General features: G+C 69.5%; 24 protein-coding genes. 15 read left to right on the top strand and 9 right to left on the bottom strand.

The window, feature by feature from the left end; all coding sequences use genetic code 11:
- Window positions 1–34 precede the first annotated feature (34 nt).
- Together ACOFKS_RS12425 and ACOFKS_RS12420 are read left to right on the top strand one after the other, a co-directional pair.
- The gene (locus ACOFKS_RS12425) at window positions 35–3427 is read left to right on the top strand and encodes an acyl-[ACP]--phospholipid O-acyltransferase (protein WP_419809561.1); all 3393 of its coding nucleotides are present in this window, start codon (window positions 35–37) and stop codon (window positions 3425–3427) included.
- A gap of 50 nt (window positions 3428–3477) precedes the next feature.
- A complete protein-coding gene (locus tag ACOFKS_RS12420) occupies window positions 3478–4332 on the top strand; it encodes an AAA family ATPase (RefSeq protein WP_419809560.1) in 855 nt (284 codons plus the stop codon).
- A gap of 67 nt (window positions 4333–4399) precedes the next feature.
- Here the strand turns inward: ACOFKS_RS12420 and ACOFKS_RS12415 are convergent, their stop codons facing one another.
- The gene (locus tag ACOFKS_RS12415) at window positions 4400–4780 is read right to left on the bottom strand and encodes a hypothetical protein (RefSeq protein ID WP_419809559.1); all 381 of its coding nucleotides are present in this window, start codon (window positions 4778–4780) and stop codon (window positions 4400–4402) included.
- A 158-nt stretch (window positions 4781–4938) separates the two neighbouring features.
- On the opposite strand from ACOFKS_RS12415, the gene ACOFKS_RS12410 reads away from it, so the two are divergent.
- Window positions 4939–5478 (top strand): CHAP domain-containing protein, encoded by a 540-nt coding sequence (locus ACOFKS_RS12410; protein WP_419809558.1) that lies wholly within the window; start codon window positions 4939–4941, stop codon window positions 5476–5478.
- Between the two features lie 9 nt (window positions 5479–5487).
- On the opposite strand, the gene ACOFKS_RS12405 is transcribed toward ACOFKS_RS12410, so the two are convergent.
- Window positions 5488–6876 (bottom strand): methyl-accepting chemotaxis protein, encoded by a 1389-nt coding sequence (locus ACOFKS_RS12405; protein ID WP_419809666.1) that lies wholly within the window; start codon window positions 6874–6876, stop codon window positions 5488–5490.
- A gap of 75 nt (window positions 6877–6951) precedes the next feature.
- On the opposite strand from ACOFKS_RS12405, the gene ACOFKS_RS12400 reads away from it, so the two are divergent.
- Entirely contained in the window at window positions 6952–8130 is a 1179-nt protein-coding gene (locus tag ACOFKS_RS12400) for a vWA domain-containing protein (RefSeq protein ID WP_419809557.1), read from the top strand.
- Here the strand turns inward: ACOFKS_RS12400 and ACOFKS_RS12395 are convergent.
- Genes ACOFKS_RS12395 through ACOFKS_RS12385 form a run of 3 tightly spaced genes read right to left on the bottom strand, consistent with a single transcriptional unit; the run spans window position 8127 to window position 9013 of the window.
- The gene (locus tag ACOFKS_RS12395) at window positions 8127–8576 is read right to left on the bottom strand and encodes a hypothetical protein (protein ID WP_419809556.1); all 450 of its coding nucleotides are present in this window, start codon (window positions 8574–8576) and stop codon (window positions 8127–8129) included. The two genes, ACOFKS_RS12400 and ACOFKS_RS12395, sit on opposite strands and share 4 nt — an antisense overlap.
- Window positions 8577–8579: 3 nt before the next feature.
- On the bottom strand, window positions 8580–8819 hold the full coding sequence (locus ACOFKS_RS12390; protein WP_419809555.1) for a hypothetical protein: 240 nt from the start codon (window positions 8817–8819) through the stop codon (window positions 8580–8582).
- 47 nt (window positions 8820–8866) lie between these two features.
- Window positions 8867–9013: a hypothetical protein gene (locus tag ACOFKS_RS12385; protein WP_419809554.1), complete on the bottom strand. Its 147-nt coding sequence runs from the start codon at window positions 9011–9013 to the stop codon at window positions 8867–8869.
- Window positions 9014–9031: 18 nt separating this feature from the next.
- On the opposite strand from ACOFKS_RS12385, the gene ACOFKS_RS12380 reads away from it, so the two are divergent.
- Window positions 9032–9457 (top strand): hypothetical protein, encoded by a 426-nt coding sequence (locus ACOFKS_RS12380; RefSeq protein ID WP_419809553.1) that lies wholly within the window; start codon window positions 9032–9034, stop codon window positions 9455–9457.
- Between the two features lie 24 nt (window positions 9458–9481).
- On the opposite strand, the gene ACOFKS_RS12375 is transcribed toward ACOFKS_RS12380, so the two are convergent.
- On the bottom strand, window positions 9482–10678 hold the full coding sequence (locus ACOFKS_RS12375; RefSeq protein WP_419809552.1) for an exo-beta-N-acetylmuramidase NamZ domain-containing protein: 1197 nt from the start codon (window positions 10676–10678) through the stop codon (window positions 9482–9484).
- Window positions 10675–11211, bottom strand: a complete 537-nt coding sequence (locus ACOFKS_RS12370) for a DOMON-like domain-containing protein (RefSeq protein WP_419809551.1) — start codon at window positions 11209–11211, stop codon at window positions 10675–10677. Before ACOFKS_RS12370 ends, ACOFKS_RS12375 begins: the two co-directional genes overlap by 4 nt.
- A 73-nt stretch (window positions 11212–11284) precedes the next feature.
- Here ACOFKS_RS12370 and rimO point away from each other — a divergent pair, with 73 nt between their 5' ends.
- From rimO to ACOFKS_RS12350, 4 genes are all read left to right on the top strand, one after another.
- A complete protein-coding gene (rimO, locus tag ACOFKS_RS12365; protein WP_419809550.1) occupies window positions 11285–12631 on the top strand; it encodes a 30S ribosomal protein S12 methylthiotransferase RimO in 1347 nt (448 codons plus the stop codon).
- Between the two features lie 42 nt (window positions 12632–12673).
- Window positions 12674–14071 (top strand): serine hydrolase domain-containing protein, encoded by a 1398-nt coding sequence (locus tag ACOFKS_RS12360; protein ID WP_419809549.1) that lies wholly within the window; start codon window positions 12674–12676, stop codon window positions 14069–14071.
- A complete protein-coding gene (locus ACOFKS_RS12355) occupies window positions 14068–15447 on the top strand; it encodes a leucyl aminopeptidase family protein (RefSeq protein ID WP_419809548.1) in 1380 nt (459 codons plus the stop codon). Before ACOFKS_RS12360 ends, ACOFKS_RS12355 begins: the two co-directional genes overlap by 4 nt.
- Before the next feature lie 88 nt (window positions 15448–15535).
- A complete protein-coding gene (locus ACOFKS_RS12350) occupies window positions 15536–16705 on the top strand; it encodes a hypothetical protein (protein WP_419809547.1) in 1170 nt (389 codons plus the stop codon).
- Between the two features lie 43 nt (window positions 16706–16748).
- Here ACOFKS_RS12350 and tpiA read toward each other — a convergent pair whose 3' ends face one another.
- Window positions 16749–17483 (bottom strand): triose-phosphate isomerase, encoded by a 735-nt coding sequence (tpiA, locus tag ACOFKS_RS12345; protein WP_419809546.1) that lies wholly within the window; start codon window positions 17481–17483, stop codon window positions 16749–16751.
- 113 nt (window positions 17484–17596) lie between these two features.
- Between tpiA and ACOFKS_RS12340 the strand changes: the two genes are divergently transcribed.
- Window positions 17597–19552, top strand: coding sequence for a SurA N-terminal domain-containing protein (locus ACOFKS_RS12340; RefSeq protein ID WP_419809545.1), 1956 nt, complete (start codon window positions 17597–17599; stop codon window positions 19550–19552).
- A complete protein-coding gene (locus ACOFKS_RS12335) occupies window positions 19536–21035 on the top strand; it encodes an anthranilate synthase component I family protein (protein ID WP_419809544.1) in 1500 nt (499 codons plus the stop codon). Before ACOFKS_RS12340 ends, ACOFKS_RS12335 begins: the two co-directional genes overlap by 17 nt.
- A 13-nt stretch (window positions 21036–21048) precedes the next feature.
- On the opposite strand, the gene ACOFKS_RS12330 is transcribed toward ACOFKS_RS12335, so the two are convergent.
- Window positions 21049–21435 (bottom strand): hypothetical protein, encoded by a 387-nt coding sequence (locus tag ACOFKS_RS12330; protein WP_419809543.1) that lies wholly within the window; start codon window positions 21433–21435, stop codon window positions 21049–21051.
- Window positions 21436–21541: 106 nt separating this feature from the next.
- Between ACOFKS_RS12330 and ACOFKS_RS12325 the strand changes: the two genes are divergently transcribed.
- The 4 genes from ACOFKS_RS12325 to moaC are packed head-to-tail and all read left to right on the top strand — an operon-like array spanning window position 21542 to window position 24372.
- Window positions 21542–22126, top strand: a complete 585-nt coding sequence (locus ACOFKS_RS12325) for an anthranilate synthase component II (RefSeq protein ID WP_419809542.1) — start codon at window positions 21542–21544, stop codon at window positions 22124–22126.
- The gene (trpD, locus tag ACOFKS_RS12320; RefSeq protein ID WP_419809541.1) at window positions 22123–23115 is read left to right on the top strand and encodes an anthranilate phosphoribosyltransferase; all 993 of its coding nucleotides are present in this window, start codon (window positions 22123–22125) and stop codon (window positions 23113–23115) included. The genes ACOFKS_RS12325 and trpD overlap by 4 nt, the downstream gene beginning before the upstream one ends.
- Window positions 23112–23885, top strand: a complete 774-nt coding sequence (gene trpC, locus ACOFKS_RS12315) for an indole-3-glycerol phosphate synthase TrpC (RefSeq protein ID WP_419809540.1) — start codon at window positions 23112–23114, stop codon at window positions 23883–23885. Before trpD ends, trpC begins: the two co-directional genes overlap by 4 nt.
- On the top strand, window positions 23878–24372 hold the full coding sequence (gene moaC, locus ACOFKS_RS12310) for a cyclic pyranopterin monophosphate synthase MoaC (RefSeq protein ID WP_419809539.1): 495 nt from the start codon (window positions 23878–23880) through the stop codon (window positions 24370–24372). Before trpC ends, moaC begins: the two co-directional genes overlap by 8 nt.
- The last annotated feature ends 7 nt before the right edge of the window (window positions 24373–24379 follow it).

Below are 24379 nucleotides of genomic sequence, written 5' to 3'. Positions count from 1 at the left end.
GGAAAAGTCGCAATAGACTGTTAGAGAGGCACCCATGTCCGCTCCCGACCTGTCGCTCCTCGGCAAGCGCCGCTTCGCCCCGATCTTCCTCGTGCAGTTCGGCGGGGCGTTCAACGACAACCTGCTGCGCTATGCGATGGTGTTCCTCGCCACCTTCACGCTCTATCCGGGCGAGCCGGGGCGGGCGGAGATGCTGGCGACGATCGCCGCCGGGCTGTTCACCCTGCCCTACTTCCTCCTGTCCTCCGTCGCGGGCCAGCTCGCCGACGGTCTCGACAAGGCGAAGCTCGTCCGCTGGGTAAAGACCGCCGAGATCGCCATTATGGGCGTCGCGCTGGCGGGCTTCCACTTCGCGTCGATCCCGATCCTGCTCGGCTGCGTCGTCGCGATGGGTGTCCATTCGGCGATCTTCGGCCCGGTCAAATATTCGATCCTGCCCCAGCATCTGGGAGCAGGCGAGATCATGGGCGGCACCGGCCTGATCGAGGCGGGCACGTTCCTCGCGATCCTCGCCGGCCAGCTGATGGGCGGGCTGATGCCGCCGATGCACGCGGGCTACATCGCGATCGGCGTCGCGGTCGCCGGTCTGCTCGTCAGCCTCGCCGTCCCGTCGGCGCCGCCTGCCGCCCGGCTGAAGGTCGATCCCAACATCATCCGCGGCACGGGCGAGATCCTGCGCGCCGCGCGTGGTGGACGCGGGGTGTGGCTCGCGATCCTCGGCATCAGCTGGTTCTTCTCGGTCGGCACCGTCGTCACCGCGCAGCTGCCCGCGCTCGCCGGGTCGCTGCGCCTCGGCGCCGACGCGGTGATCCTGTTCCTGCTGGTCTTCTCGATCGGCGTCGCGTCGGGCTCGCTGCTCGTCAATCGGCTGCTGCGCGGCGAGGTCTCCGCGCGTTTCGTCCCGCTCGCCGCCCTCGGCATGGCGGCGTCGCTGATCGCGCTGTGGGTGGTGTCGCGCACCTACACCCCCGTGCCCGGCCTCGACTGGCGAGCCTTCGCCGTGCAGCCGCAGGCGTGGCCGGTGCTGGCCGGCGTGCTCGGCCTGGCGCTGTCGGGCGGCGCCTTCGTGGTGCCGCTCTACGCGATCCTCCAGACCCATGCCGATCCCGCCAACCGCTCGCGCATCATCGCCGCCAACAATATCCTCAACGCGATCTCGACGGTCAGCATCGTCTTCGTCGTGCTCGCACTCCAGTCCGCCGGCGTCGGCGTGCCCGGCGTGATCGGCACGATGGGTTTCGCGACGCTGGCGGTGGCGCTCATCACCTGCTGGCTGTTGCCGGAGACGGTGTTCAAATGGCTGGTGCGCGGCGTCCTCGCCACGTTCTACCGCGTCCGCGTCGACGGCGCGGAGAACATGCCGCGCGCCGGCGAGCGCGCGGTGGTCGTCGTCAACCACGTCTCCTTCCTCGACGGCCTGCTGCTCGCCGCCTTCCTGCCCGGCAAGCCGACCTTCGCTGTCCACACCCGCATCGCGCAGGCGTGGTGGGTGCGTCCGTTCATCAAGCTGTTCGACGCTTTCCCGGTCGATCCCACCAACCCGATGGCGGCCAAGGCGATGGTCAAGGCGGTGCGCGACGGCCGCACGCTGGTGATCTTCCCCGAAGGCCGCATCACCGTCACCGGCGCGCTGATGAAGGTGTTCGACGGCCCCGGCATGGTCGCGGCCAAGGCCGACGCGCCGATCGTCCCCGTCCGCATCGACGGCGCGCAGTTCACGCCCTTCTCCCGGCTCGGCGGCAAGGTCCGCCGCCGCTGGTTTCCGCGCATCACCTTGACCGTGCTGCCGCAGCGCCGGTTCGAGGTGGAGGGCGACAGCGCCCGCGCGCGCCGCGCCGCCGCCGGGCGCAAGCTCTACGACGTGATGAGCGAGACGATGTTCGCCACCTCCAACATCGACCGCACGCTGTTCCAGGCACTGATCGATGCGAAGGACATCCACGGCGGCAAGGCGCCGGTGGTCGAGGACATCAAGCGCGTGCCCCTCACCTATGCGCGGCTGATCGCCGGGTCGCTCGCGCTGTCCGGCCCGCTCACCCGCGACACGCGACCGGGCGAGGCGGTCGGCGTCCTGCTCCCCAACGTCAACGCCACCGTCGCAACCTTCTTCGCGCTTCAATATGCCGGCCGCGTGCCCGCGATGCTCAACTTCACCGCCGGCCTGTCCAACATCCTCGCCGCCTGTGAGGCCGCCGAGATCAGGACGATCGTGACGTCACGCGCCTTTGTCGAGCAATCGAAGCTGCAAAGCGTCATCGAAGGCGTCACCTCCGCCAACATCCGTGTCCGTAACGTCGAGGACGCCGGCACCGAAATCGGCCCGCTCAGAAAGCTCGGCGCCATACTCGCCGTTCGATGGGCGCTCCGCCTCCACCGCCGCCGCGCCGTGTCGGCGGACAGTCCGGCGGTGATCCTCTTCACCAGCGGCTCGGAGGGATTGCCCAAAGGCGTGGTCCTGACCCACCGCAATCTGCTGGCGAATTGCGAACAGCTCTCCGCCCGGATCGACTTCAACGAGGGCGACGTGGTGCTAAACGCGCTGCCCGTCTTCCACAGTTTCGGCCTGACCGGCGGCACCCTGCTGCCGATCCTCCACGGGGTGCGGACAGTCATGTACCCCAGCCCGCTGCACTACCGCATCGTTCCCGCCCTCGCCTACGACGCCAACGCCACGATCCTCTTCGGCACCGATACCTTTCTGTCGGGCTATGCGCGCATGGCGCACGGCTACGACTTCTACTCGCTCCGCTACATCTTTGCCGGAGCCGAACGCGTGCGCGACGAGACCCGCAAGGTCTATGCCGAAAAGTTCGGCCTCCGTATCCTCGAAGGCTATGGCGCGACCGAGGCCGCGCCCGTCATCGCGGTCAACACGCCGATGCACTTCAAGGCGGGCACCGTCGGCCGCCTCCTCCCCGGCGTCGAAGGCCGCCTCGATCCCGTCCCCGGCATCGACGAGGGCGGCCGCTTCTCGATCCGCGGCCCCAACGTCATGGCCGGCTACCTCAAGGCCGACCGCCCCGGCGTGCTCCAGCCGCCCGAAGACGGTTGGCACGACACCGGCGACATCGTCACGATCGACGACGCTGGCTTCGTCACGATCCGCGGCCGCGCCAAGCGCTTCGCCAAGATCGGCGGCGAGATGGTCTCGCTGCCCGCCGTCGAGGGCTATGCGGGCAAGCTCTGGCCCGATGCCGAACACGCCGTCGTCACCCGCCCCGACGCACGCAAGGGCGAACAGCTCGTGATGTTCACGACTCGCGCCGACGCCACCGCCGCCGCGCTCCAGTCCTGGGGCCGCGCGAACGGCGTCACCGAACTGATGCTGCCCAAGGACATCCGGATCGTCCCGGCGCTACCCGTGCTCGGCACGGGCAAGCTCGACTACGTCACGATGGGACAACAGGCCGCGGACAGCTTGCACTAGACGCTCGCTTACGCCATTCGCATACCCATTCCTCGAAAACAGGCATGGCCATGAAGCGCTTCGAAGGCACCCAAGACTATGTCGCCACCAACGACCTAAAGGTCGCGGTCAACGCCGCCGTCACCTTGCGGCGGCCGCTACTGGTCAAGGGCGAACCCGGCACCGGCAAGACCGTACTGGCACACGAGATCGCCAAGGCGGTCGGCGCCGAGCTGATCGAATGGAACGTCAAATCCACCACCAAGGCGCAGCAGGGCTTGTACGAGTACGATGCCGTCGCCCGCCTGCGCGACGGTCAGCTCGGCGACGAGCGCGTCCACGACATCGGCAACTACATCCGGCGCGGCAAGCTGTGGGAGGCGTTCACGCGCCCCGTCGCGCCCGTGCTGCTGATCGACGAGATCGACAAGGCCGATATCGAGTTCCCGAACGATCTCCTCCAAGAGCTCGATCGCATGGAGTTCCACGTCTACGAGACCAAGGAAACGGTGCGCGCCGTCGAGCGGCCGATCGTGGTCATCACCTCGAACAACGAAAAGGAGCTGCCCGACGCCTTCCTGCGCCGCTGCTTCTTCCACTATATCAAGTTTCCTGACCGGGAGACGATGCAGGCCATCGTCGACGTCCACTTTCCCGGCATCCAGCGGCTGCTCGTCGCCAAGGCGATGGACATCTTCTACGACGTTCGCGACGTGCCGGGATTGAAGAAGAAGCCGTCGACCAGCGAGCTGCTCGACTGGCTCAAGCTGCTGCTCCACGAGGACATGCCGCTTGAAGTGCTGCAGAACCGCGACCCGACCAAGGCGATCCCGCCGCTCCACGGCGCGCTGCTCAAGAACGAGCAGGACGTGATGCTGTTCGAACGGCTTGCCTTCATGGCCAAGCGCCAGGCCAATCGGGGCTGAGTCGACGCACCGTCGGCGAGCCGCAGCCCGCCGACGGCGCATCGATCCCGATCCCGATCATCGGGCGCTATTCGACGAAGCGGAACGTCTCCAGACGACAGACGTCGACCGTGCGCTTGGTGCTGGTGTCGCCGTCGGAATAGACCGCCTTGAAGTCGAACACGCAGTAACAAGTGCCGTCGTCCCAGTTCACAACTACCGAATTGCCGGGCCGCAGCACCGAATCGCCCAGGACATCCTCTTCCCAGGTCGTGCGGCCCTCGTTGGACCCATACATCCGCTGGATCGTGTAGCTGGTCGCGTTGACCATCCGCACCCGGCGGTTCTTGCCGTCGGTGCAGCCCTTGGCGGGCGCGGCGTGGGCGACGGCCAGCGTCGGCAACGGCACAATAGTGGCTGCGGTGAAAAGCGCGGCGGACACGGCCGCGGCAGCGATCTGCTTCATCATGAATCTGTCCCCTGTTCGCTCCCGATTACCCCCGGAAGTGACGGTATCTTTTGCGCCAAATCGGCCGTGCGGCAAGATGGATTTTCCGTTACGGTCGCAAATCCGTCCAGGGACGGCACGCAACATTTTGTTAACCACTGCGTGACTAGGATTTGCCGATGCGCGCGCCTCTACGTCTTGTCGCGACCCTCGCGGCCCTCGGCTTGGCCGCACAGGCGCCGGCGGCATCGCTGCTCGACTACGTCGGACAATGCGTGCCCTTCGCGCGGGCCGCGTCGGGCGTCCAGATCTATGGCGACGCATGGACCTGGTGGAGTCAGGCGGCAGGCCGCTATCAGCGCGGACACAGCCCACGCGCGGGTGCCGTGGTCGTGTTCTCCCGCACCGGCCGCTTGCCGCTCGGCCATGTCGCGGTCATCAGCCGGGTCGTTGAAAAGCGCGTCGTGCTGCTGACCCACGCCAACTGGTCGCGGCTCAACGGCGCGCGCGGCCATGCCGAGCAGGACGTGACGCTGTTCGACGTCTCCCCCGCCAACGACTGGAGCGAGGTACGCGTCTGGTTCCGCGATTCGGACGGGCTAGGCGGCTCAACCTACCCGGTCGATGGGTTCATCTACGCCGACCGCGCGCCTGCCGGGGAGCTGACGGGCCGGAACCCGGACTACGTCGCGGCGCTCATCGACGCCTACGGGAAGTAACGGCCCCGCCTATCGATCGCGGTAGGCGATCTCGAAATTCCCCCAGCGTCGGCCCGCGATGAACAGGGGCACATACACACTCTTCACCATCAGCCGCTGCGACGATCGGTCCAGCTGGTACACCGACATGGTGAAGGGCTGCGCGCTCGCGACCGCCCGCTCGGTCGCGGCATCCCAGAAGATGCGGCGATTGCGGCAGTTGACGTCGTTCCATGCCGATTCGCCTGCTCGTGGCGGCAGCGATCGCTCCGATACATGCGTCGGGAGATGGCCATTGACGTCGGAGATCACTGATCCCTCGATCCGCGCATCGCTTCTCGAAACCTGATCGATCACGGCACGGATATGTGCGTCGGCGAAATCGCAGAACCGGGTGTCGAACCGCTCGGGCGTGGAACCCGCGATCGGTCGATAGGTCGTATCGAACACCGCATCGGCCCCGATCTCGCCACGCGCGATCGCGGCTTCGACGATCGCCTGCACCTCGTCGCGCCCGGCTATGGCGATCTCGACAAAACGCTGATCGTCGCGCGCGAACCCGCCGGTAACGAGCCGATCGAACATCCGGTTCGACAGCACCTCCAGCTCGGTGACGTTGCGCTCGGCCTCGCCCAGCTGCTCGCTATTGGCACGCGCGTCGCGGACGAACCCGTCCAATCCGTCGCGAACCCGCGTCACGCCCGCCTCGACCCGCGTGGTCGAGCGGACCGTCTCGTCCGACTGCTGCGACACCAGTTCGGTGAGCCGCGAGACTTCGCCCAGCACGCCGTCGATCGCCCCGAAGCGGCCCTGCGCCGCGCGCGCCTGATCGACGCCGACGTTCAGGTCGGCCGCGATCCCGCTCGCCTCCTGATGCAGCGACGCGATGCGCGTCCCGATCGCGTCGTTCGCGGTGCGCGTGCTGTGCGCCAGCCGCTTGACCTCGTCCGCGACCACCGCAAAGCCGCGGCCCGCGTCGCCGGCGCGCGCCGCCTCGATCGTCGCGTTGAGCGCCAGCACGTTGGTAGTGCGGGCGAGCGTATCGATATCGTCGGTGACGCGGCGCACGTCCTCCATCGCGTCGGCGAAGCGCGCGACATGTTGCCCCAGTCGCACCACCAGTTTGGTGAGCGACCCGAAGTCGCCGATGGCGTCCGCGATCAGCGCCGCGCCCGCGCGCACGTTGGCGCTCGACCGGTCGGCGATCGCCCGCGCCTCCAGCGTCGAGGCGGCGCTTTGCGCCTGCTCCGCCGACAGCTGCTCCGTCACGGTCTGCAACGTCGCCAGCCGCGCCAATTGGTCCCGGATCGTACCCGACACCCGCGTCATGTGGCCGTGCGCCTCCGTGGCGCCGATCGCGACGGCGCCGCAGTTCCTGGCCATGTCGTCGATCGCACTCGCGTCGGCGCCGATGGGCATGCTAGTCACGCTCCGAAAGTCCTGACCCGCGATAGCCGCTGGACGGTTAGCGCGGCGTTAAGCCTGGGGCCGGTCATGTTCCTGAACTTCCTCGACGAACTCCGCATCGCCGGCATCCCGGCCAGCCTCAAGGAGCACCTCGTGCTGCTGGAGGCGTTGGAAGGCGACGTCATCGAACGCACGCCGGAAGACTTCTACTATCTCGCCCGCGCGACTTATGTGAAGGACGAGGGGCTGCTCGACCGGTTCGATCAGGTCTTCGCCAAGGTGTTCCGCGGCATCGCCACCACCTTCGGCAAGCAGGACGCGGAAATCCCCGCCGACTGGCTAAAGGCGGTGGCCGAGAAGTTCCTGACGCCCGAGGAGATGAAAGCGATCAAATCGCTCGGCTCGTGGGACGAGATCATGGACACGCTGAAACAGCGGCTGGAGGAGCAGCAGGGCCGGCATCAAGGCGGCAACAAGTGGATCGGCACCGGCGGCACCTCGCCGTTCGGCAATGGCGGCTACAATCCCGAAGGCGTCCGGATCGGCGGCGAATCTCAGCACAAGAAGGCGGTCAAGGTCTGGGACCAACGCGAGTTCAAGAACCTCGACAGCACCAAGGAGCTCGGCACCCGCAACATCAAGGTGGCGCTACGCCGCCTGCGCCGTTTCGCGCGGGACGGCGCGGCCGACGAGCTCGACCTCGATGCGACGATCGAGGGCACCGCGCGGCAGGGCTGGCTCGACATCCACATGCGCCCCGAGCGGCACAACGCGGTCAAGCTGCTGCTTTTCCTCGACGTCGGCGGGTCGATGGACCCGTTCGTCAAGCTTTGCGAGGAGCTGTTCTCCGCCGCCACGACCGAGTTCAAGAACCTCGAGTTCTTCTACTTCCACAACTGCCCGTACGAAGGCGTGTGGAAGGACAACCGGCGCCGCTTCACCGAACGGACGCCGATGTGGGACGTGCTCCACAAGTTTGGGCACGACTACAAGCTGGTGTTCGTCGGCGACGCCTCGATGAGCCCGTATGAGATCACCCATCCCGGCGGCTCCGTCGAGCATTTCAACGAGGAGGCGGGCTCGGTCTGGCTGCACCGCATGACCACCACCTACCCCGCCGCGGTGTGGCTCAATCCGGTGCCCGAGCAGCAATGGGGCTATTCGCAATCGGTGAAGATCGTCCGCGAGCTGATGACCGACCGCATGTACCCGCTGTCGCTCACCGGCCTCGACGACGCGATGCGGGAACTGACGCGCAAGCGTTAGCGGGCGGCTCTCGCCATCTGTCCTGCCATCGAGTCGAGCCGGGCCGATGCCTTCTCGGTCGTCGGCGTATGGTGGAGCGCGCGCAGATAAGCGGCATCGCTCGGCGTGAGTCCCGCCGGCGCCTCGCCGCCCGATAACAGCGTCAACACGGTGTCGCCGCCCGCCGCCGGCACTCGCGTCGCTGCCAGCAACCGCATCGCCGCATAGTCGGCGATCTGGGTCGGCGTCTTGCCCAGCCTTGCGCGGGCGTCGATCACCAGGAACGCGGCGCCGATCGCCTGCTGCGTCGACGGCTGCAGGATCGAGCTTCCCATTACCTGCAACACCGGCGCGGACGGCAGCGCGACCGAACCGCTCCCGCCCGGATTGGTGGTCGGTGCGGTCGCGCCCGAGGTGGATGGCGAGCCTCGCATCGCGCGACCGTCCTCGTTGAGCACCTCGGTCACCTGCTAGGCGCGCGCCGGTCCGGTGTCTGCGACTAGACGTTCGATCCCCGCCGCGCGGACGCCGTTCAGCCAACCGGGCCGCGTCAGTCGGATGTCGGTCATCAGCGCTGCCGGGTCCGCGGCGATGATGAGCTTGCTGTTGGCGTCATGGCAGCCCTCGCCCGCGACCGGCGCACCCGCATCGCGTGCCTGCCGCAGCCGCGCGACGATTACCTCGGCCAGCGCCGGATCGATGCCCAGCACGACCGGGCAGATCGGCCAGCGTACGCGCGAAAGCTGCCCGTCGACCTTCAGGCGATACTGTCGGCGAACCGCCGTGCGGCGGCACGTGGGACCTCGCGCCGCCCGGTGACGACGACGTCGCGCGATACCTGCGCCGCCACGGGCGCGGTCATTACGCACAGCGCTGCGACGCCGACAGCGATCGAACTCCTCATCGCCGCCACATAGCAGGGGTGCGGATCGATCGCCACGGAACCATTGCGCTACCGTTCCGGTTTAACCTGCATCACCGCCAGGAGCGTACCATGTCCAGCATTCCCAACGCCAAGATGAAGCACGCCCACGTCGCCGAGCCCGAACAGCCGGGCGTAACGCCGAAGGCACCGAAGGCGGACAAGGCCGCCAAGGTCGACGGCCCGTCGCTTAGCGACCGTGCCAAGGAACTCGGCGAGCGCGCGCAGGATCTGGCGGAGGAAGCGGTTGACGCGGTCAAGGCCCGGCCGAAGACCGCCGCCGCCATCGGTGCCGCGATCGTAGCGGGTGCCGCGGCCATCATCGGCGGTCCCGCCGCCGCCCGCGCGCTGAAGAGCGACAAGCCGAAAAAGGCACCGGCTGCCAAGAAGACTGCCGCCAAGAAGCCAGCAGCAAAGAAGGCCTAAATCCGAACCGATCGGCGACCGTGCTCAATATATCAGGTATGGTCGCCGCTCTTCCCCCCACGCCGCCTCGTCCGGCCCGGCAATCGCATCGAGATCGCCAGGCGCGGCAGCAGGATCGTCCACCCACTCGCGCAACCCAGTACCGCCGTTGATGACGTCGATCGCCAGCTTGTCGAACTCGTATTCGTACGGAAAATCGCGCCACAACGGATAGTCCGGCCGCAACGTCCGGATCGCCTTGAATGCCAGCGCCTGCAAGCGCCACGGCGTGAACACCGCATGGTCGTAACAGGCGCCTTCGGCATGGATGAACAGCCCCGCGCATAGCTCGCCGACATGCTTGTGGAAGGTCGGCTGAAACCAGATCGGTCGCAGCGTGCATCCCGCCAGCCAGTCGGGCGCGATCCGCCGCATCGTCGCCAGCAGCTCAAGCGCATCGAGATCGGGCGCGCCGAACAGCTCCAGCGCCCGCGTCGTGCCCCGGCCCTCACTCATCGTCGTTCCCTCCAGCATCACCGTGCCGGCATAGGCGCGCGCCATGTTGACGTTGGCGGCGTTGGGGCTTGGGTTGATCCACACCCGCTCGGGCGGCCAGCCGAACCCCGGCGCCTCCTCGGGACGCCAGTCCGTCATCTCGACGACCCGATAATCCACATCCAGCCCGAACCTGGCGACGAACCAGCGCCCCATCTCGCCCAGCGTCAGCCCGTGGCGCATCGGCATCGGCCCCGCGCCGACGAAGCTCTCCCAGCCCGGTTGCAGCGTCGTCCCTTCGACCGGCCGCCCGGCGGGGTTGGGCCGATCGAGCACCCATACCGCCTTGCCCTGCGCGGCGCACGCTTCCAGCATGTAAAGCAGCGTCGTCACGAAGGTGTAGATGCGACAGCCGACATCCTGCAGGTCGACCAGCAGCACGTCGAACGTCCCCATCGACTGCCCGGTCGGACGCCGCACCTCGCCATACAGGCTGAAGCACGGCACGCCGTAGACCGGGTCGGTGTAGTCCGGCGACTCGACCATATTGTCCTGCAGGTCGCCACGCACGCCATGCTGCGGCCCGAACACCGCCGTGATGTTCACTCCCGCCGCGACCAGCGCGTCGAGCGAGTGCGTCAGGTCCGCCGTCACCGACGCCGGATGCGCCAGCAGCGCCACACGCTTGCCGACCAGCGGGCGACGGAGGTCGGGCTCGGCGAGCAGCCGGTCGATACCGAAGTTCATTGCGCAGCCGGTGCCGGGAGCCGCGCGACGAAGCAAGCCGGATGATGGAAGTCGGGCGCGCCCGGCGGGTGCGCGAGGCTCCAATAGGACTTCGTGCCGTCCGTTTCTTCGATCACCGCCGTCAGCGCCATCGCAAGCCCGCCGTAAGGAAGACCGCGCAGATTGCACGCGACGGCGACCCCGTCCGGTCGCCGCTGGATGCGCGGATCGACGTCGCGGTCGAGCGCGGTCATCCCCTCCCGATACCCGTCGAACGCATACGCCGCCCAGCGGGTCGACGGCGAGAAGTTGAACTCGACATATTGCTCGTCGTCATCGAAGCGCAGGAACAGCTCGAAACACGTCGTCCGCCACAGCTCGTCTGCGCGAGCGGGCGATAGGCGCTCGGGCGTGAGGACCGTCTCCGGCGCGAGCACGCGGTAGCCGAGGCGGACACCGTCGTCGCGGCCCGTCACCTCCACCTCGACCCCACGCACGGCGAGCGGCGGATGGTCAGGATGCGGGGTCAGATGATAGGTCGGCACTGGTCGCATCGTGTCGCCGCGCCGAGGGCCGAAGGCAAGTGGTGGCAAATCGGCTCGCACTGGCCTACATGCGCCGTCTCCCATGGCGACCGTCCTTCCCTCCCCGCCGCGCGTCGGCATGGTGTCGCTCGGCTGTCCCAAGAACCTGGTCGACTCCGAGCGTATCCTGACGCGGCTGCGCGCCGATGGCTATAGCTTGTCGCCCGACTACGCCGGCGCCGACGTCGTGCTGGTCAACACCTGCGGCTTCCTCGATTCCGCCAAGGAGGAGTCGCTGGAGGCGATCGGCGAGGCGATCGCGGAGAACGGCCGCGTCATCGTCACCGGCTGCATGGGCAAGGAGGCGGACGCGATCCGCAGCCGCTTTCCCGACGTGCTCGCGATCACCGGCGCGCACGAATACGAGCAAGTCGTCGTCGCCGTCCACGACGCCGCGCCGGTGCCCTATTCGCCCTATCTCGACCTGGTGCCCGGCGGCGCCGTCGAAGACACCGACCTCAAGCTGACGCCGCGCCATTACAGCTATCTGAAAATTTCGGAGGGCTGCAACCACCGCTGCGCCTTTTGCATCATCCCGTCGTTGCGCGGCGATCTGGTCAGCCGCCGCCCGGACGCGATCCTGCGCGAGGCGGAGAAGCTGGTCGCGGCGGGCACACGCGAGCTGCTGGTCATCAGCCAGGACACCAGCGCCTACGGCATCGACATCCGCCGCGAGCCGCGGTCATGGAAGGGTCGCGAGGTCGTGCCCGCGATGACCGATCTCGCCCGCGAACTCGGCCGCATCGCGCCGTGGGTCCGCCTTCACTACGTCTATCCGTATCCGCACGTCGACACGGTGATCCCGCTGATGGCCGAGGGGCTGGTCGTCCCCTATTTAGACATTCCGTTCCAGCACGCCAGCCCCGCCGTGCTCAAGCGCATGAAGCGCCCCGCCAACGACGCCAAGGTGCTCGAACGCCTCCGCCGCTGGCGCGACATCTGTCCGGACATCGCGATCCGCTCGTCCTTCGTCGTCGGCTTCCCCGGCGAGACCGAAGCGGACTTTGACTATCTGCTCGACTGGCTGGACGAGGCCCAGCTCGACCGCGTCGGCGCGTTCCGCTTCGAACCCGTAGCGGGCGCTACCGCCAACGCGCTGCCCGACCACGTGCCCGAGGAGGTCAAGGAGGAGCGCTACGCGCGCATCATGGAGCGCACCGCCGCCATCTCCGCCGCCAAGCTCCAGGCGAAGATCGGGCGCACGCTGTCGGTCATCATCGACGAGGTCGGCGAAGAAGGCGCCACCGGCCGCAGCCAGGCCGACGCGCCGGAGATCGACGGCCAGGTCCTGCTCCGCGACGCCGCGCATCTGTCCGCTGGCGACATCGTCGACGTGACGATCGAGGATGCGGACGAGCACGACCTGTTCGGCGTCCCAGTCGGCGCCTAGACGAAAGTTGCGCCCGGCGGACGCATCTGATTGAACGACGTCATGCTCCGCTCGCTCCTCGCCGCCGTCCTCGCCCTGTCTCCCGCCCCCCTTCTCGCCCAGGCGCTCAGCCCTGCCGAGCGCGCGCAGGTCGATCAGGTCGTCACCGCCACACTGCGCGACACCGGCGTGCCGTCCGCCTCGATCGCGATCGTGCGTGGCGGGCGGATCGTCTTCGTTCGCGCCTATGGCAAACAGTGCGAGCGGTGCGGCGCACCCGATGCGCGGCTGCCCTATCAGATCGCGTCGGTGTCCAAGCAATTCACCGCCGCCGCGCTGCTGTTGCTGGAGGACGAGGGCAAGCTCAGCCTCGACGATACCGTCGCGAAATATTTGCCCGGCATCACCGGCGGCGACCGGATCACGCTCCGCCAGCTGCTCTCCCACACCTCCGGCCTGCAGGACTATTGGCCGCAGGACTACAGCTTCGCCGCGATGGCGCGGCCGATCACGCCGCAGGAGATCGTCGACCGCTGGGCGAAGAAGCCGCTCGACTTCGACCCCGGCACGCAGTGGCAATATTCAAACACGGGCTATGTCGTCGCGGGACTGATCGTCGAGAAGGCCGCGGGCGAGCCGCTGCTCGCGTTCCTCCAGCGCCGAGTCTTTCACCCGCTCGGCATCCGCGCGATGGATCAGGATTTGGCCGTCGGTCCCGGCTTTCCGCAGGGCTATCGCCGGCTGGCGCTCGGCCCGGTGCGGGTCGAGACGCCGGCCGCGCACGGCTGGCTATACGCCGCCGGGGAACTCGCCATGTCGGCGGAGGATCTGGCGAAGTGGGACGTGGCACGGTTACAGCGGACGCTGCTTCCCGCCGACGATTGGGCGGCGCAGGAGACGCCCGTGCGCCTCGCCGACGGCACCACCAACGGCTATGGGCTGGGGGTCGGCACCGGCGTCGCCGACGGCCGCCGCTATGTCGAGCATTCGGGCGAGGCGGTCGGGTTCCTGTCGGAGAACGTCGTCTTCCCCGATCAGCAGGCCGCGATCGTCGTCCTCACCAACAGCTGGTTCTCCGACGCCGTCACCCGGATCGCGCAGGGCATCGGCCGCGTCGTCCTTCCCCCCGCGCCCGCGCCGGCGACCGCCGACCAGGCGGCGCTCGCCCGCGCCCGGATCGTCTACGACCAGCTCCGCCGAGGTGCCCTCGACGCTCGGTTGCTGACGACGGACGCGAACTTCTACTTCACCGCGCAGGCTCGCGGCGACTACCGCACCAGCCTCGCCCCGCTCGGCGAGCCGACCGGCTTCGTCCAGACCGGCCGCACGCGGCTGCGCGGCGGGTTCATCAACCGGGTGTATCGGGTCACCTATCCCAACCGATCGCTCGCGGTCAGCACCTATGCCGAACCCGGTGAGAGCGGACGGTTCGAGCAGTTTTTGGTGGCGCCGACGCAATGACTTTCGCCGACCTGCTCCAGCCCGATCGCGGGCAGCCCGCCCGCGACATTCACGTCGTCACTCCCGATGCGTGGACCGCCTGGCTCGCCGCGCAACCTGCTCGCGGCCGCGCTGCCGTCGCCGCGCATGCACTGACGGGCAAGGCTGGCGACAAGGCGATCTTGCCCGGCGAGGGGGCGGAGGACTGGTCCGCCGTGCTGGTCTGCGACGACCCGGTCACGTCGCCGTGGCGCTTTGCGTCGATGGGCGGCTTCCTGCCGCCCGGAACCTATCGGCTGACGAACGATCCCGGCGCGGGCACGCTCGGCTGGCTGCTCGGCCAATATCGTTTCGGCCGTTACCGCAAGGACGCCCCCGCCGAGCCGCGCGTCCTGCTCACGCCGGATCCCGCGCGCATCGCCGAGACGGTGCGGCTGGCGCAGGCGACGGCGCTGGTCCGCGATCTGGTCAACACGCCCGCGTCCGACATGGGTCCCGCCGACCTGGAGGCACAGGCCGAGGCGCTGGCGAAGCGGCACGGCGCGACGCTGACCGTCACGCGCGGCGACGCGCTCGCGACCGGCTATCCGATGATCCACACGGTCGGACAGGCCGCTTCCAGGGACCGCCACCCGCGCCTGATCGAGCTGGAATGGGGCGACCCCGTCCATCCCCGCGTCGCGCTGGTCGGCAAGGGCGTGACCTTCGACACCGGCGGCCTCGACATCAAGCCCGCCGCCGGCATGAAGCTGATGAAGAAGGACATGGGCGGTGCCGCACACGCGCTGGCGCTGGCGGGGCTGGTGATGGCGGCCAACCTGCCGGTCCGCCTCCATTTGTTGATCCCGGCGGTCGAGAACAGCATCGCCGGCGACGCCTTTCGCCCCGGCGACGTGCTCCGCAGCCGCGCCGGGCTGACGGTGGAGAACACCAATACCGATGCCGAGGGCCGGCTGATCCTCGCCGATGCGCTGACCAAGGCGGGCGAAGGCAAGCCCGAGCTGATCCTCGACTACGCCACGCTGACCGGCGCCGCCCGCGTCGCGCTCGGGCCCGACCTGCCGCCGCTGTTCACCGACGACGACGCGCTTGCCGAGGCGCTGCTCGCGGCGGGCACCGCGCTCGGCGACCCGTTGTGGCGGATGCCGCTGTGGGACGGCTACGACGCGGACCTCAAGTCGGACATCGCCGATATGGTCAACGCGCCCGACGGCGGCCTGGCCGGCGCGATCACCGCCGCGCTGTTCCTCCGCCGCTTCGTGCCCAAGGGGGTGGCATGGGCGCACCTCGACGTCTTCGCCTGGCGTCCGACGGCGAAGGCAGGACGACCCAAGGGCGGCGACGCCTATGCGCTGCGCGCCGCATACCAGATGCTGAAGGATCGATACGGCCGCTGAGGAATACTCGACTTCTCCCCCAATCGCGGGCAGTCCCGGCACGATAATAAGAGCAGGGTCGCGCCCGAGTCGAACCAGGGGGTGCGAGATGCGAGCTACGATCTTATTGGCGGGTGCCGCCGGCCTGTGCCTCGCGTTGACTGCCGACGGCGGCGCGCAGAGCGCAAATTCGCCCAAGGTGCGCTATTACATGGACGTGAGCACCGCGACCGGACCGCTCGCCGGCGGGTTGCGCGCGATGATGCGGGGCGGAGGCGAGAGCCGCAGCCTGACGCTCAGTCTCGGATCGACGCTGTCGCCGACCGGCGGCGCGCCGCGCGCGGATCACTTCATGCCCGCCGGCGCGCTGATCGGCCCATCGGTGCCGCTGGTCTCGCCGTCTCCGAGCCAGAGCGGGCCGACGCAGCCCTCCACCTCGGAACCCGGTAGCCCCGGTCAGCCGCAGCGCCCACGCGGCCGCCTGCTCGTCTATTGGGGCTGCGGCGCCCATGCCGGCCCCGGTCAGCCCGCGATCATCGACTTCGCGAAAGTGGCGGACGGCCAGTTCCCGCCCAACCTCTTCACCGCCAGCGTGCCGTTCGACACGCCCCCGAACGCCGCCACCAGCCGCACCTTCGGCGGTTATCCGGTCGGCCGCGTCAAGAAGCCGCAGGCGGCGTCGTCGATCGTCGGCGCCCATCGCGTCGCCGGCAACTACAGCCCGGAGATCGCCTTCAGCCTGGCGCAGGACTTCCTGCCCGCGCTCCACGCGCAACGCGCCGCGCAGGCGGACGGCTCGTCGCTGCTCAGCTGGAACGGTGTCGCGGGCGCGACGGGCTACTATGCCTGGGCGATCGGCGCGGGGCAGAATGGCGACGTGATCTGGTGGGCGTCGGCGACGACGCGCGAGATCGGCGGCGGCCTGTGGGACTATGTCGCGCCCGGCATCGTCTCGCGCCTGGTGCCGCGCGGCACCGTGATGGCGCCATCGCGCACCAGCTGCGCGATCCCGGCCGAGGTCGGCGGCGCGCAGACGATCGCGTTCCTCAATGCCTTCGGTCCGGAAGCCGACTTCGCCTACCCGCCCCGCCCGGCCAACCAGCGCACGCCATGGCACCCCGACTCGACGGTCAAGGTCCGCTACAAATCGACCGCGATGGTCGCGCCGAGCATGGGCGCGATGATGCAGGGCCAGCAGGGCCAGGAGCCAGCTCGCCAAGCCTGCCGCCCCAGCGTCGGCGGGATGCTCGGCGGCATGATCGGCAGAAAGAAATGCTGACCAAAGCGGCGGGGAGCGGGGCGGCTGAAAACTCGCTCGCCGCTCAAGCAGCCTCGATGATCGGCACGAACTTCGCCGCGGTCAGACTCGCTCCACCGACCAGCGCGCCGTCCACATCGCCCGCCGCCAGCAACCCCGCCGCGTTGTCCGCCGTCACCGACCCGCCATACAGCAGCCGCACCGCATCGGCTTCGTTGCCGATCGATCGGCGCAGCTCCGCCCGAATCGCCCCGTGCATCGCCGCCACGTCGGCGATCGTCGGTGTCCGCCCGGTCCCGATCGCCCACACCGGCTCGTAGGCGACCGACAGCCAGTCCGCCGTCGCGCCCTCCGGCAGCGACCCGGCGAGCTGCGCCGTCACCACCGCCTCCGCCCGGCCGGCATCACGCTCGGCCAGCGTCTCGCCCACGCAAAGGATCACGGTCAGCCCGTTGCGCCGCGCAGCGCCGGCCTTGGCGCGCACGTCGGCATCGGTCTCGCCCTGATCCGCGCGGCGCTCGCTATGACCGACGATCGTGAAGGTCGCGCCCGCATCGCGCACCTGTGCCGCCGAGATACAGCCGGTGTGCGCGCCCGCGTCCGCTGCATGCACGTCCTGTGCGCCGATCGACAGCGTCGGCACGCGCTCGGCCGCGGCCATGACGAGCGTGAACGGCACCGCCACCGCCACGTCGACCCCCGGTCGATCAGCCGCCGCCGCCGCGATCGCATCCAGCTCGGCCAGTGTCGCGCGCGTCCCGTTCATCTTCCAGTTACCCGCCACCAGCTTGCGCCGCATCGTCAACACTCCTCTGCCATCCGCGGATAGCGCCGCCCCCTCGCCGCACAAGCTTGAAGCGCCGCTCGCCCGCCCGTAAGGCACCCCATTCCTTTCCGGCCGAAAGCCCTCGAATGCTCTCCACCTTCCGCCGTCTGATCTATTCGAAGACGGGTGCGATCGTCACGGGCGTCGTGCTCGTCCTGATCGCACTCGCCTTTGCCGGCGGTGACGTGTCGTCGCTCCGCTCGGAGGGGATGGCGGCGCTGGGCGGAAGCAGCAACGACGTGGCGAAGGTGGGCGATACCGGCATCGGCGAGGCCGAGCTGGCGCAGCGTGCCGCCAACGAACTGGAATCGTTTCGCCAGCAGCAGCCGGGGCTGACCATGGCCCAATTCATCGCCGGCAAGGGGCTCGACGGCTCGCTACGCCGCGCGATCAGCGGCCTGGCGCTGGAGCAGTTCGGCGCGTCGCAGGGGATGCGGATTTCCAAGCGCGCCATCGACGGCCAGATCGCCTCCATCCCAGGCCTCCAGGGTCCTGACGGCCAGTTCGACCCGCGTCTGTTCCGCCAGTTGCTCGTCGAGCGCAAGCTGACCGAACGCGCGGTGCGCGACGACTTCGCGCGCAGCCTGATGGAACAGGCGATGACCGCGCCCTTGCTCCGGCTTCAGGGCGTGCCGCAGCAGCTCGCGGTGCCCTACGCCAACCTGCTGATGGAGCGTCGTCAGGGCACGATCGCCTTCGTGCCGACGCGCGGCATGCCCGTCGGCGCCGCGCCGACCGACGCCGAATTGCAGGCTTTCTACAACCGCAGCCTCGCGCGCTACACCGTGCCCGAGCGCCGCGTGCTCCGCTACGCCCGCATCGGCGCGGATCAGGTGCGCGCCCAGGCAGTGCCGAGCGAGGCGGAAATCGCCGCCGCCTATAACGCCGACCGCGCCAAATACGCGCCGACGCAGAAGCGGTCGGTCACCACCGTCGTCGTGCTGGATCAGGCGACCGCCACCCAGCTTGCCACCAAGGCGGGGAGCGGCCAATCGCTCGCCGCCGCCGCGACCGCCGCCGGCCTCGCCGCTTCCGCTCGCACCGGCCTGACGAAAGCGGCGCTGGCGACGCAGACCGCGCCGGCGCTGGCCGATGCCGCCTTCACCGCCGCGCAGGGCGCGGTGATCGGGCCGGTGCGCGGGGGGCTCGGCTTCTTCGTCGCGCATGTCGACGCGATCGAACAGGTCGCCGGTCGCACGCTCGCGCAGGTCCATGACGAGATCGCCGCCAACTTGCGGACGCAGAAGCAGGCGGCGGCTTTGCAGGCGTTGCGCGACCAGCTGGACACCGCGCTCGCCGACCACGCCACCTTCGACGAGGTCGTGCGCGACAAGGGGCTGGCCGCACAGACCACCCCCGGCCTGCTCGTCGACGCCACCGACCCCGACAAGCCGGGTCAGCCCGACGCCGCGCTGGCGCCGCTTGTCCAGGCCGCGTTCCAGATGCAGGACGGTGACGATCCTCAACTCGTCGCGACCGGCGCCGACGGTGGGTTCGCGGTCGTGGCGCTCGGGCGGATCGTCTCCGCCGCCCCGCGCCCGCTGGCGGCGGTGCGCGCCGACGTCGTCCGCGACGTTCAGGGCGAGCGCGCCCGTCAGGCGGCTCGCCGCGTCGCCGGCCAGATCCTGGCGAAGGTCAACGCCGGCGCCACGCTGCAACAGGCATGGGCCGCCGCCGGCGTCTCCGGCGAGGGCCCGAAGCCGCTCAACGCCAGCCGCGAGGATGTCGACCGGACGCAGGGACCGAGCCGCGCGCCGCTGGCGCTGATGTTCGCGATGGCGCCCAACACGACGCGGCTGCTCGAGGCGCCCGGCAACGGCGGCTGGGCGATCATCCGGCTCGACCGCGTGCAGTCCGGCGACGCCTCGCGCGACACCGTGCGGGTCGGCGCGATCAAGCAGGCGTTCGGTGGGCTGCTCGGCCGCGAATATGCCGAGCAGTTCGCCCGCGCCGCCGAGCGTCAGGTCGGCGCGAAGACCAACCCCGCCGCGGTCGCCCGCGTGCGTGCTCAGCTGCTCGGTCAGGGTGGCAGCGGCAACTGAGGCGGTCGCGGCGCTCGCCGCGAACCGCCCGGCGCTGATCTGGCGGCGTCAGGTCGCCGACACCGAGACGCCCGTCGCCGCCGCGCTCAGGCTGATCGAGCCGGGTCGCGGGGACTTCCTGCTCGAATCGGTCGAGGGCGGCGCGACGCGCGGCCGACACAGCCTGATCGGCCTCGCCCCCGACCTCGTGTTCCGCGCGACCGGCGACCGCGCCGAGATCAACCGTCGCTGGGCCACCGTCCGCGACGCCTTCGCGCCCGCCGGCCCGACGCTGGCGGCGCTGCGGTCGCTGGTCGCGGAATGCCGCGCGGAGGTGCCCGCCGGCCTGCCCCAGGCGCTCGCCTGTCTGGTCGGCTATTTCGGATACGAGACGTTCGGCCTAGTCGAGCGCCTGCCGCAACCCGCCGCCGATCCGCTCGGCCTGCCCGACATGCTGTTCGTGCGCCCGACCGTGCTGCTGGTGTTCGATCGCCTCGCCGACGCGCTGTTCCTCGTCGCGCCCGCCTGGCCCGATCCGGCCCGCACCGTCGACGCGATCGTCGCAGAGGCCGAGGAGCGACTCGACGCCACCGCCGCCCGCCTCGCCGCGACGGCGCTGCCCGCTCCGGTCCGGGCCGATGCCGCCGAGCCGGTCTACACGCCCGCGCTCGCGCCCGACCGCTACACCGCGATGGTCGCGCGCGCGAAAGAGTACATCGTCGCGGGCGACATCTTCCAGGTCGTGCTCGCCCAGCGTTTCTCGGCGCCCTTCCCGCTGCCGCCTTTCGAACTCTACCGCTCGCTCCGCCGCATCAATCCGTCGCCGTTCCTTTACCATCTCGACCTGCCCGGCTTCGCGCTGATCGGCTCCAGCCCCGAAATCCTGGTCCGCGTCCGCGACGGCGAGATCACGATCCGCCCGATCGCGGGCACCCGCCCGCGGGGGCGGACCGCAGCGGAGGATGAGGTCAACCGTGCCGAACTGCTCGCCGATCCCAAGGAGCGCGCCGAACACCTGATGCTGCTCGACCTGGGCCGCAACGACGCTGGCCGCGCCGCCCGCGCCGGCAGCGTTCGGGTCACGGACAGCTACACGGTCGAGTTCTACAGCCACGTCATGCACATCGTATCGAACGTCGTCGCGGACCTCGCCCCCGACCGCGACGCGCTGGACGCGCTGTTCGCCGGCTTCCCCGCCGGCACCGTGTCGGGTGCGCCCAAGGTCCGCGCCTGCGAGATCATCGCAGAACTCGAGCCGGAACGACGCGGTGCCTATGCCGGCGGCGTCGGTTACTTCTCGCCGGACGGGTCGCTCGACTCCTGCATCGTACTCCGGACGGCCGTGGTGAAGGACGGCGTCATCCACGCCCAAGCCGGCGCCGGCATCGTCGCCGACAGCGACCCAGCGTCCGAACAGCGCGAGTGCGAAGCCAAGGCCGGCGCCATTCTCGCCGCCGCCCGCGACGCGGTGGCGAGAGCGAGAGAGTCGGGCTGGGGACAATAAAACTTCTTTGCGGTTACCGCCCTGGCACGTTGCCCGCGCGTCGATCCGCCGCCCATGCCCGAGCCGCCGCCTGGGCGCAGCCCGTCTGCCCGCCATTGCCGACCACCGAGCAGGTATCCGGGAGCCCGCCCTGCACCCGGCTGGTCTGGTCGATATCAGCCGCGCGGTTGACCCAGCTCTGGTTCGCTGCCGCGACCGGCGCGTCGTCGCGCAAAGCCTTGGGAATGCGATACGGCTCTTCCAAGGTCGAACAGACGACCACCTCGCCAGGCACGCTCGCAGGCGGGCAGGGCTGACCGTGCTGCAACTGGACATTGCGGATGCGCTGCGGCGGCGCCGATTGCGCCACCGCCAGTGTCGGTGCGATCAGGACGGCGGCGGTAACGAACAAACGCAACATGGACCCGTTCTCCTTTGTGCCCTCAACGCGCTCCGCCCGCGAACGCTCCCGCGTCGCCACCGGTCTGCCTTGCAACCCTGCCTTCACCCGTTACAGCCGCCGGCTCATGCTGCTGGTCATCGACAATTACGACAGCTTCACCTGGAACCTGGTGCATTACTGCCAGGAGCTCGGCGCCGAGGTTGAGGTCGTCCGCAACGACGCCATTTCCGCCGGTCAGGCGCTGTCGTCCGGGGCGGAGGCGATCCTGATCTCGCCGGGGCCGAAGACTCCCGACGATGCGGGCGTCACGCTCGACCTGGTCGCGGCCTGCGCCGACGCCGCCCGGCCGCTGCTCGGCGTATGCCTGGGGCATCAGGCGATCGGCCAGCATTTCGGCGGCCGGGTCGAGCGTGGCCATCTGATGCACGGCAAGACCAGTCCCGTGTTTCACGACGGCACCGGCCTGTTCGACGGCCTGCCCTCCCCCTTCACCGCGACGCGCTATCATTCGCTGATCGTCAACGACGTGCCGCCCACGCTGCTCGTCAATGCCCGCAGCGACGACGACGCGGTGATGGGATTCCGCCACGCGACGCTACCGATTCACGGCGTCCAGTTCCACCCGGAGTCGATCGCGACAGAGCACGGCCATGCGATCCTCGCAAACTTCTTCCGCGTTGCAGGCATGAAGGTGCGGAAGCTGGCATGACCACGCTCGCCCTTCTCCCGTCGCCGGCGACTCCGCTCAGCCACGAGTCCGCCCGCGCCGCGTTCGCCGATATCCTCGACGGTCGCGCCCCCGACGACGAGATCGCCCGCTTCCTCGCCGACCTGTCCGACCGAGGCGAAACTTCGATCGAGATCGCCGAGGCCGCCGCAGCGCTCCGCGCCCGCCTGCTCCCGATCACCGCGCCGCCGGGCGCGATCGACGTCTGCGGCACCGGTGGCGACGGGCACCACACGCTTAATGTGTCCACCGCCGTCGCGCTCGTCGTCGCCGCCGTGGGCGTGCCCGTCGCCAAGAACGGCAACCGCGCCGCCTCCTCAAAAGCCGGCGCCGCGGACACGCTGGAGGCGCTCGGCCTCGACATGGCGCGCGCGGGCGCGGCGGCGGAGGACACGCTGCACGCGCTGGGCATCTGCTTCCTCTTCGCCGCCAATCACCACCCCGCGATGAAGCGCATCACGCCGATCCGCCAACGCCTCGGCCGGCGCACGATCTTCAACCTGATGGGCCCGCTGGCCAACCCGGCGCGGGTGAGCCGTCAGCTGATCGGCATCGCCCGGCCGGATTATGCGTCAATCTATGCAGAGGCGCTCCAGTTGCTCGGCACGGAGACGGCGCTGATCGTCTCGGGGGAGGAGGGTCTGGACGAGCTATCCGGCGCCGGCGCCAGCGTCGCGGTGGCGGTCGGCTGCGTCGCCTTTCCCGGCCGCATCGTTCCGGAGGACGCCGGCCTCCCCCGCCACCCGCTCGCCGGCATCCACGGCGGCGACCCCGCCCACAATGCGCTGGCGCTCCGCAGGCTGCTCGGCGGCGAACACGGCCCGTATCGCGATGCCGTCCTCCTCAACGCCGCCGCCGCGCTGATGCTCGCGGGCAACGCGGACGACCTGCGCGAGGGCGCGGCTCAGGCCGGTGCAGCGATCGACTCCGGTGCCGCCGCCGACCTTCTCGACCGCTGGATCGCCTGGTGAGCGACCGCCTCGCGCAGATCCTCGCGACTACCCGCGAGGAGGTTGCCCGTCGCAAGCGCATGGGCCTTCCCGACCTCCCGCCCGCCGGCGCACCACGCGGTTTCCACGCTGCGCTTCGGGCGGCTTCCGCAAACGGTTTCGGTCTGGTCGCGGAAATCAAGAAAGCGAGCCCGTCGAAAGGGCTGATTCGGGCGGACTTCGACCCCGCCGCTCACGCCCGCGCCTACGCCGCCGGTGGCGCCGCGTGCCTGTCGGTGCTGACCGACGCCCCCTATTTCCAGGGCCATCTCGACTATCTCGTCCAAGCCCGCGCCACCGTCGCTCTGCCGGTGCTTCGCAAGGACTTCATGGTCGACGACTGGCAGGTCGCCGAAGCGCGCCTTCACGGGGCAGACGCCATCCTCCTGATTGTGGCCGCGCTCGACGACGCAGCCCTCGCCGACCTCGAAGCAGTCGCGATCGACCAAGGCATGGACGTGCTGATCGAGGTCCATGACGACGCCGAACTGGACCGCGCGCTGAGGCTCCGATCGCGGCTGATCGGAGTCAACAATCGCGACCTGAAGACCTTTGACACCGATCCCACCCGTGCCCACCGCCTCGCGGCGCGTGTCCCCGCCGGCTGCACGCTCGTCAGCGAAAGCGGCATCGCCACCCACGCCGACGTGCAGGCCGCCGCCGAGCACGGCATCCGCTGCTTCCTCGTCGGCGAGAGCCTGATGCGCCAACCCGACGTCGAGGCGGCCACTAAAGCGCTGCTCGGTGGCTGACCTCACCCACCTAGATCCCACCGGCGCAGCACGCATGGTCGACGTCGCAGCTAAGCCCGTCACCCAGCGCGAGGCGACCGCCACCGGCCGCATCACCATGTCGCCCGAGGCGCTCGCCGCCATCCGCGGCGGCAGCGCCAGGAAAGGCGACGTCATCGCCGTCGCCCGCATCGCCGGCATCATGGCAGCAAAGCGCACCAGCGACCTGATCCCGCTCTGCCACCCCCTCCCCCTCACCCGCGTCACGCTCGATCTCAACCTGGGCGAGCACGACATCACCGCCACCGCCACCTGCGCCACCGACGGCAAGACCGGCGTCGAGATGGAGGCGCTCAGCGCCGTGTCGGTCGCGCTGCTCACGATCTACGACATGGCCAAGGCGATCGACCGGGGGATGACGATCGAGGGCATCCGCCTGCTCGCCAAACGCGGCGGCGCGTCGGGGGACTGGCAGGCGGGGATGGCGATCCCGCCCGACCCTGCCTAGGCTGGCG

The sequence above is a fragment of the Sphingomonas sp. genome (genome assembly GCF_965200135.1).
Taxonomy (GTDB): Bacteria; Pseudomonadota; Alphaproteobacteria; order Sphingomonadales; family Sphingomonadaceae; genus Sphingomonas.
This window is presented reverse-complemented; position numbering and strand designations above follow the sequence as displayed.

What these genes read in the sequence shown, in the direction of transcription:
- ACOFKS_RS12420 (WP_419809560.1), top strand. Translation starts at nt 3,478, where the DNA reads ATGAAGCGCTTCGAAGGCACCCAAGACTATGTCGCCACCAACGACCTA.
- tpiA (WP_419809546.1), bottom strand. Translation starts at nt 17,483, where the DNA reads ATGCGGCGCAAGCTGGTGGCGGGTAACTGGAAGATGAACGGGACGCGC.
- ACOFKS_RS12360 (WP_419809549.1), top strand. Translation starts at nt 12,674, where the DNA reads ATGCTCCGCTCGCTCCTCGCCGCCGTCCTCGCCCTGTCTCCCGCCCCC.
- ACOFKS_RS12325 (WP_419809542.1), top strand. Translation starts at nt 21,542, where the DNA reads ATGCTGCTGGTCATCGACAATTACGACAGCTTCACCTGGAACCTGGTG.
- ACOFKS_RS12405 (WP_419809666.1), bottom strand. Translation starts at nt 6,876, where the DNA reads ATGCCCATCGGCGCCGACGCGAGTGCGATCGACGACATGGCCAGGAAC.
- ACOFKS_RS12385 (WP_419809554.1), bottom strand. Translation starts at nt 9,013, where the DNA reads ATGAGGAGTTCGATCGCTGTCGGCGTCGCAGCGCTGTGCGTAATGACC.
- trpD (WP_419809541.1), top strand. Translation starts at nt 22,123, where the DNA reads ATGACCACGCTCGCCCTTCTCCCGTCGCCGGCGACTCCGCTCAGCCAC.
- ACOFKS_RS12340 (WP_419809545.1), top strand. Translation starts at nt 17,597, where the DNA reads ATGCTCTCCACCTTCCGCCGTCTGATCTATTCGAAGACGGGTGCGATC.
- ACOFKS_RS12415 (WP_419809559.1), bottom strand. Translation starts at nt 4,780, where the DNA reads ATGATGAAGCAGATCGCTGCCGCGGCCGTGTCCGCCGCGCTTTTCACC.
- ACOFKS_RS12370 (WP_419809551.1), bottom strand. Translation starts at nt 11,211, where the DNA reads ATGCGACCAGTGCCGACCTATCATCTGACCCCGCATCCTGACCATCCG.
- ACOFKS_RS12375 (WP_419809552.1), bottom strand. Translation starts at nt 10,678, where the DNA reads ATGAACTTCGGTATCGACCGGCTGCTCGCCGAGCCCGACCTCCGTCGC.
- ACOFKS_RS12425 (WP_419809561.1), top strand. Translation starts at nt 35, where the DNA reads ATGTCCGCTCCCGACCTGTCGCTCCTCGGCAAGCGCCGCTTCGCCCCG.
- ACOFKS_RS12400 (WP_419809557.1), top strand. Translation starts at nt 6,952, where the DNA reads ATGTTCCTGAACTTCCTCGACGAACTCCGCATCGCCGGCATCCCGGCC.
- ACOFKS_RS12355 (WP_419809548.1), top strand. Translation starts at nt 14,068, where the DNA reads ATGACTTTCGCCGACCTGCTCCAGCCCGATCGCGGGCAGCCCGCCCGC.
- rimO (WP_419809550.1), top strand. Translation starts at nt 11,285, where the DNA reads ATGGCGACCGTCCTTCCCTCCCCGCCGCGCGTCGGCATGGTGTCGCTC.
- ACOFKS_RS12350 (WP_419809547.1), top strand. Translation starts at nt 15,536, where the DNA reads ATGCGAGCTACGATCTTATTGGCGGGTGCCGCCGGCCTGTGCCTCGCG.
- ACOFKS_RS12330 (WP_419809543.1), bottom strand. Translation starts at nt 21,435, where the DNA reads ATGTTGCGTTTGTTCGTTACCGCCGCCGTCCTGATCGCACCGACACTG.
- ACOFKS_RS12410 (WP_419809558.1), top strand. Translation starts at nt 4,939, where the DNA reads ATGCGCGCGCCTCTACGTCTTGTCGCGACCCTCGCGGCCCTCGGCTTG.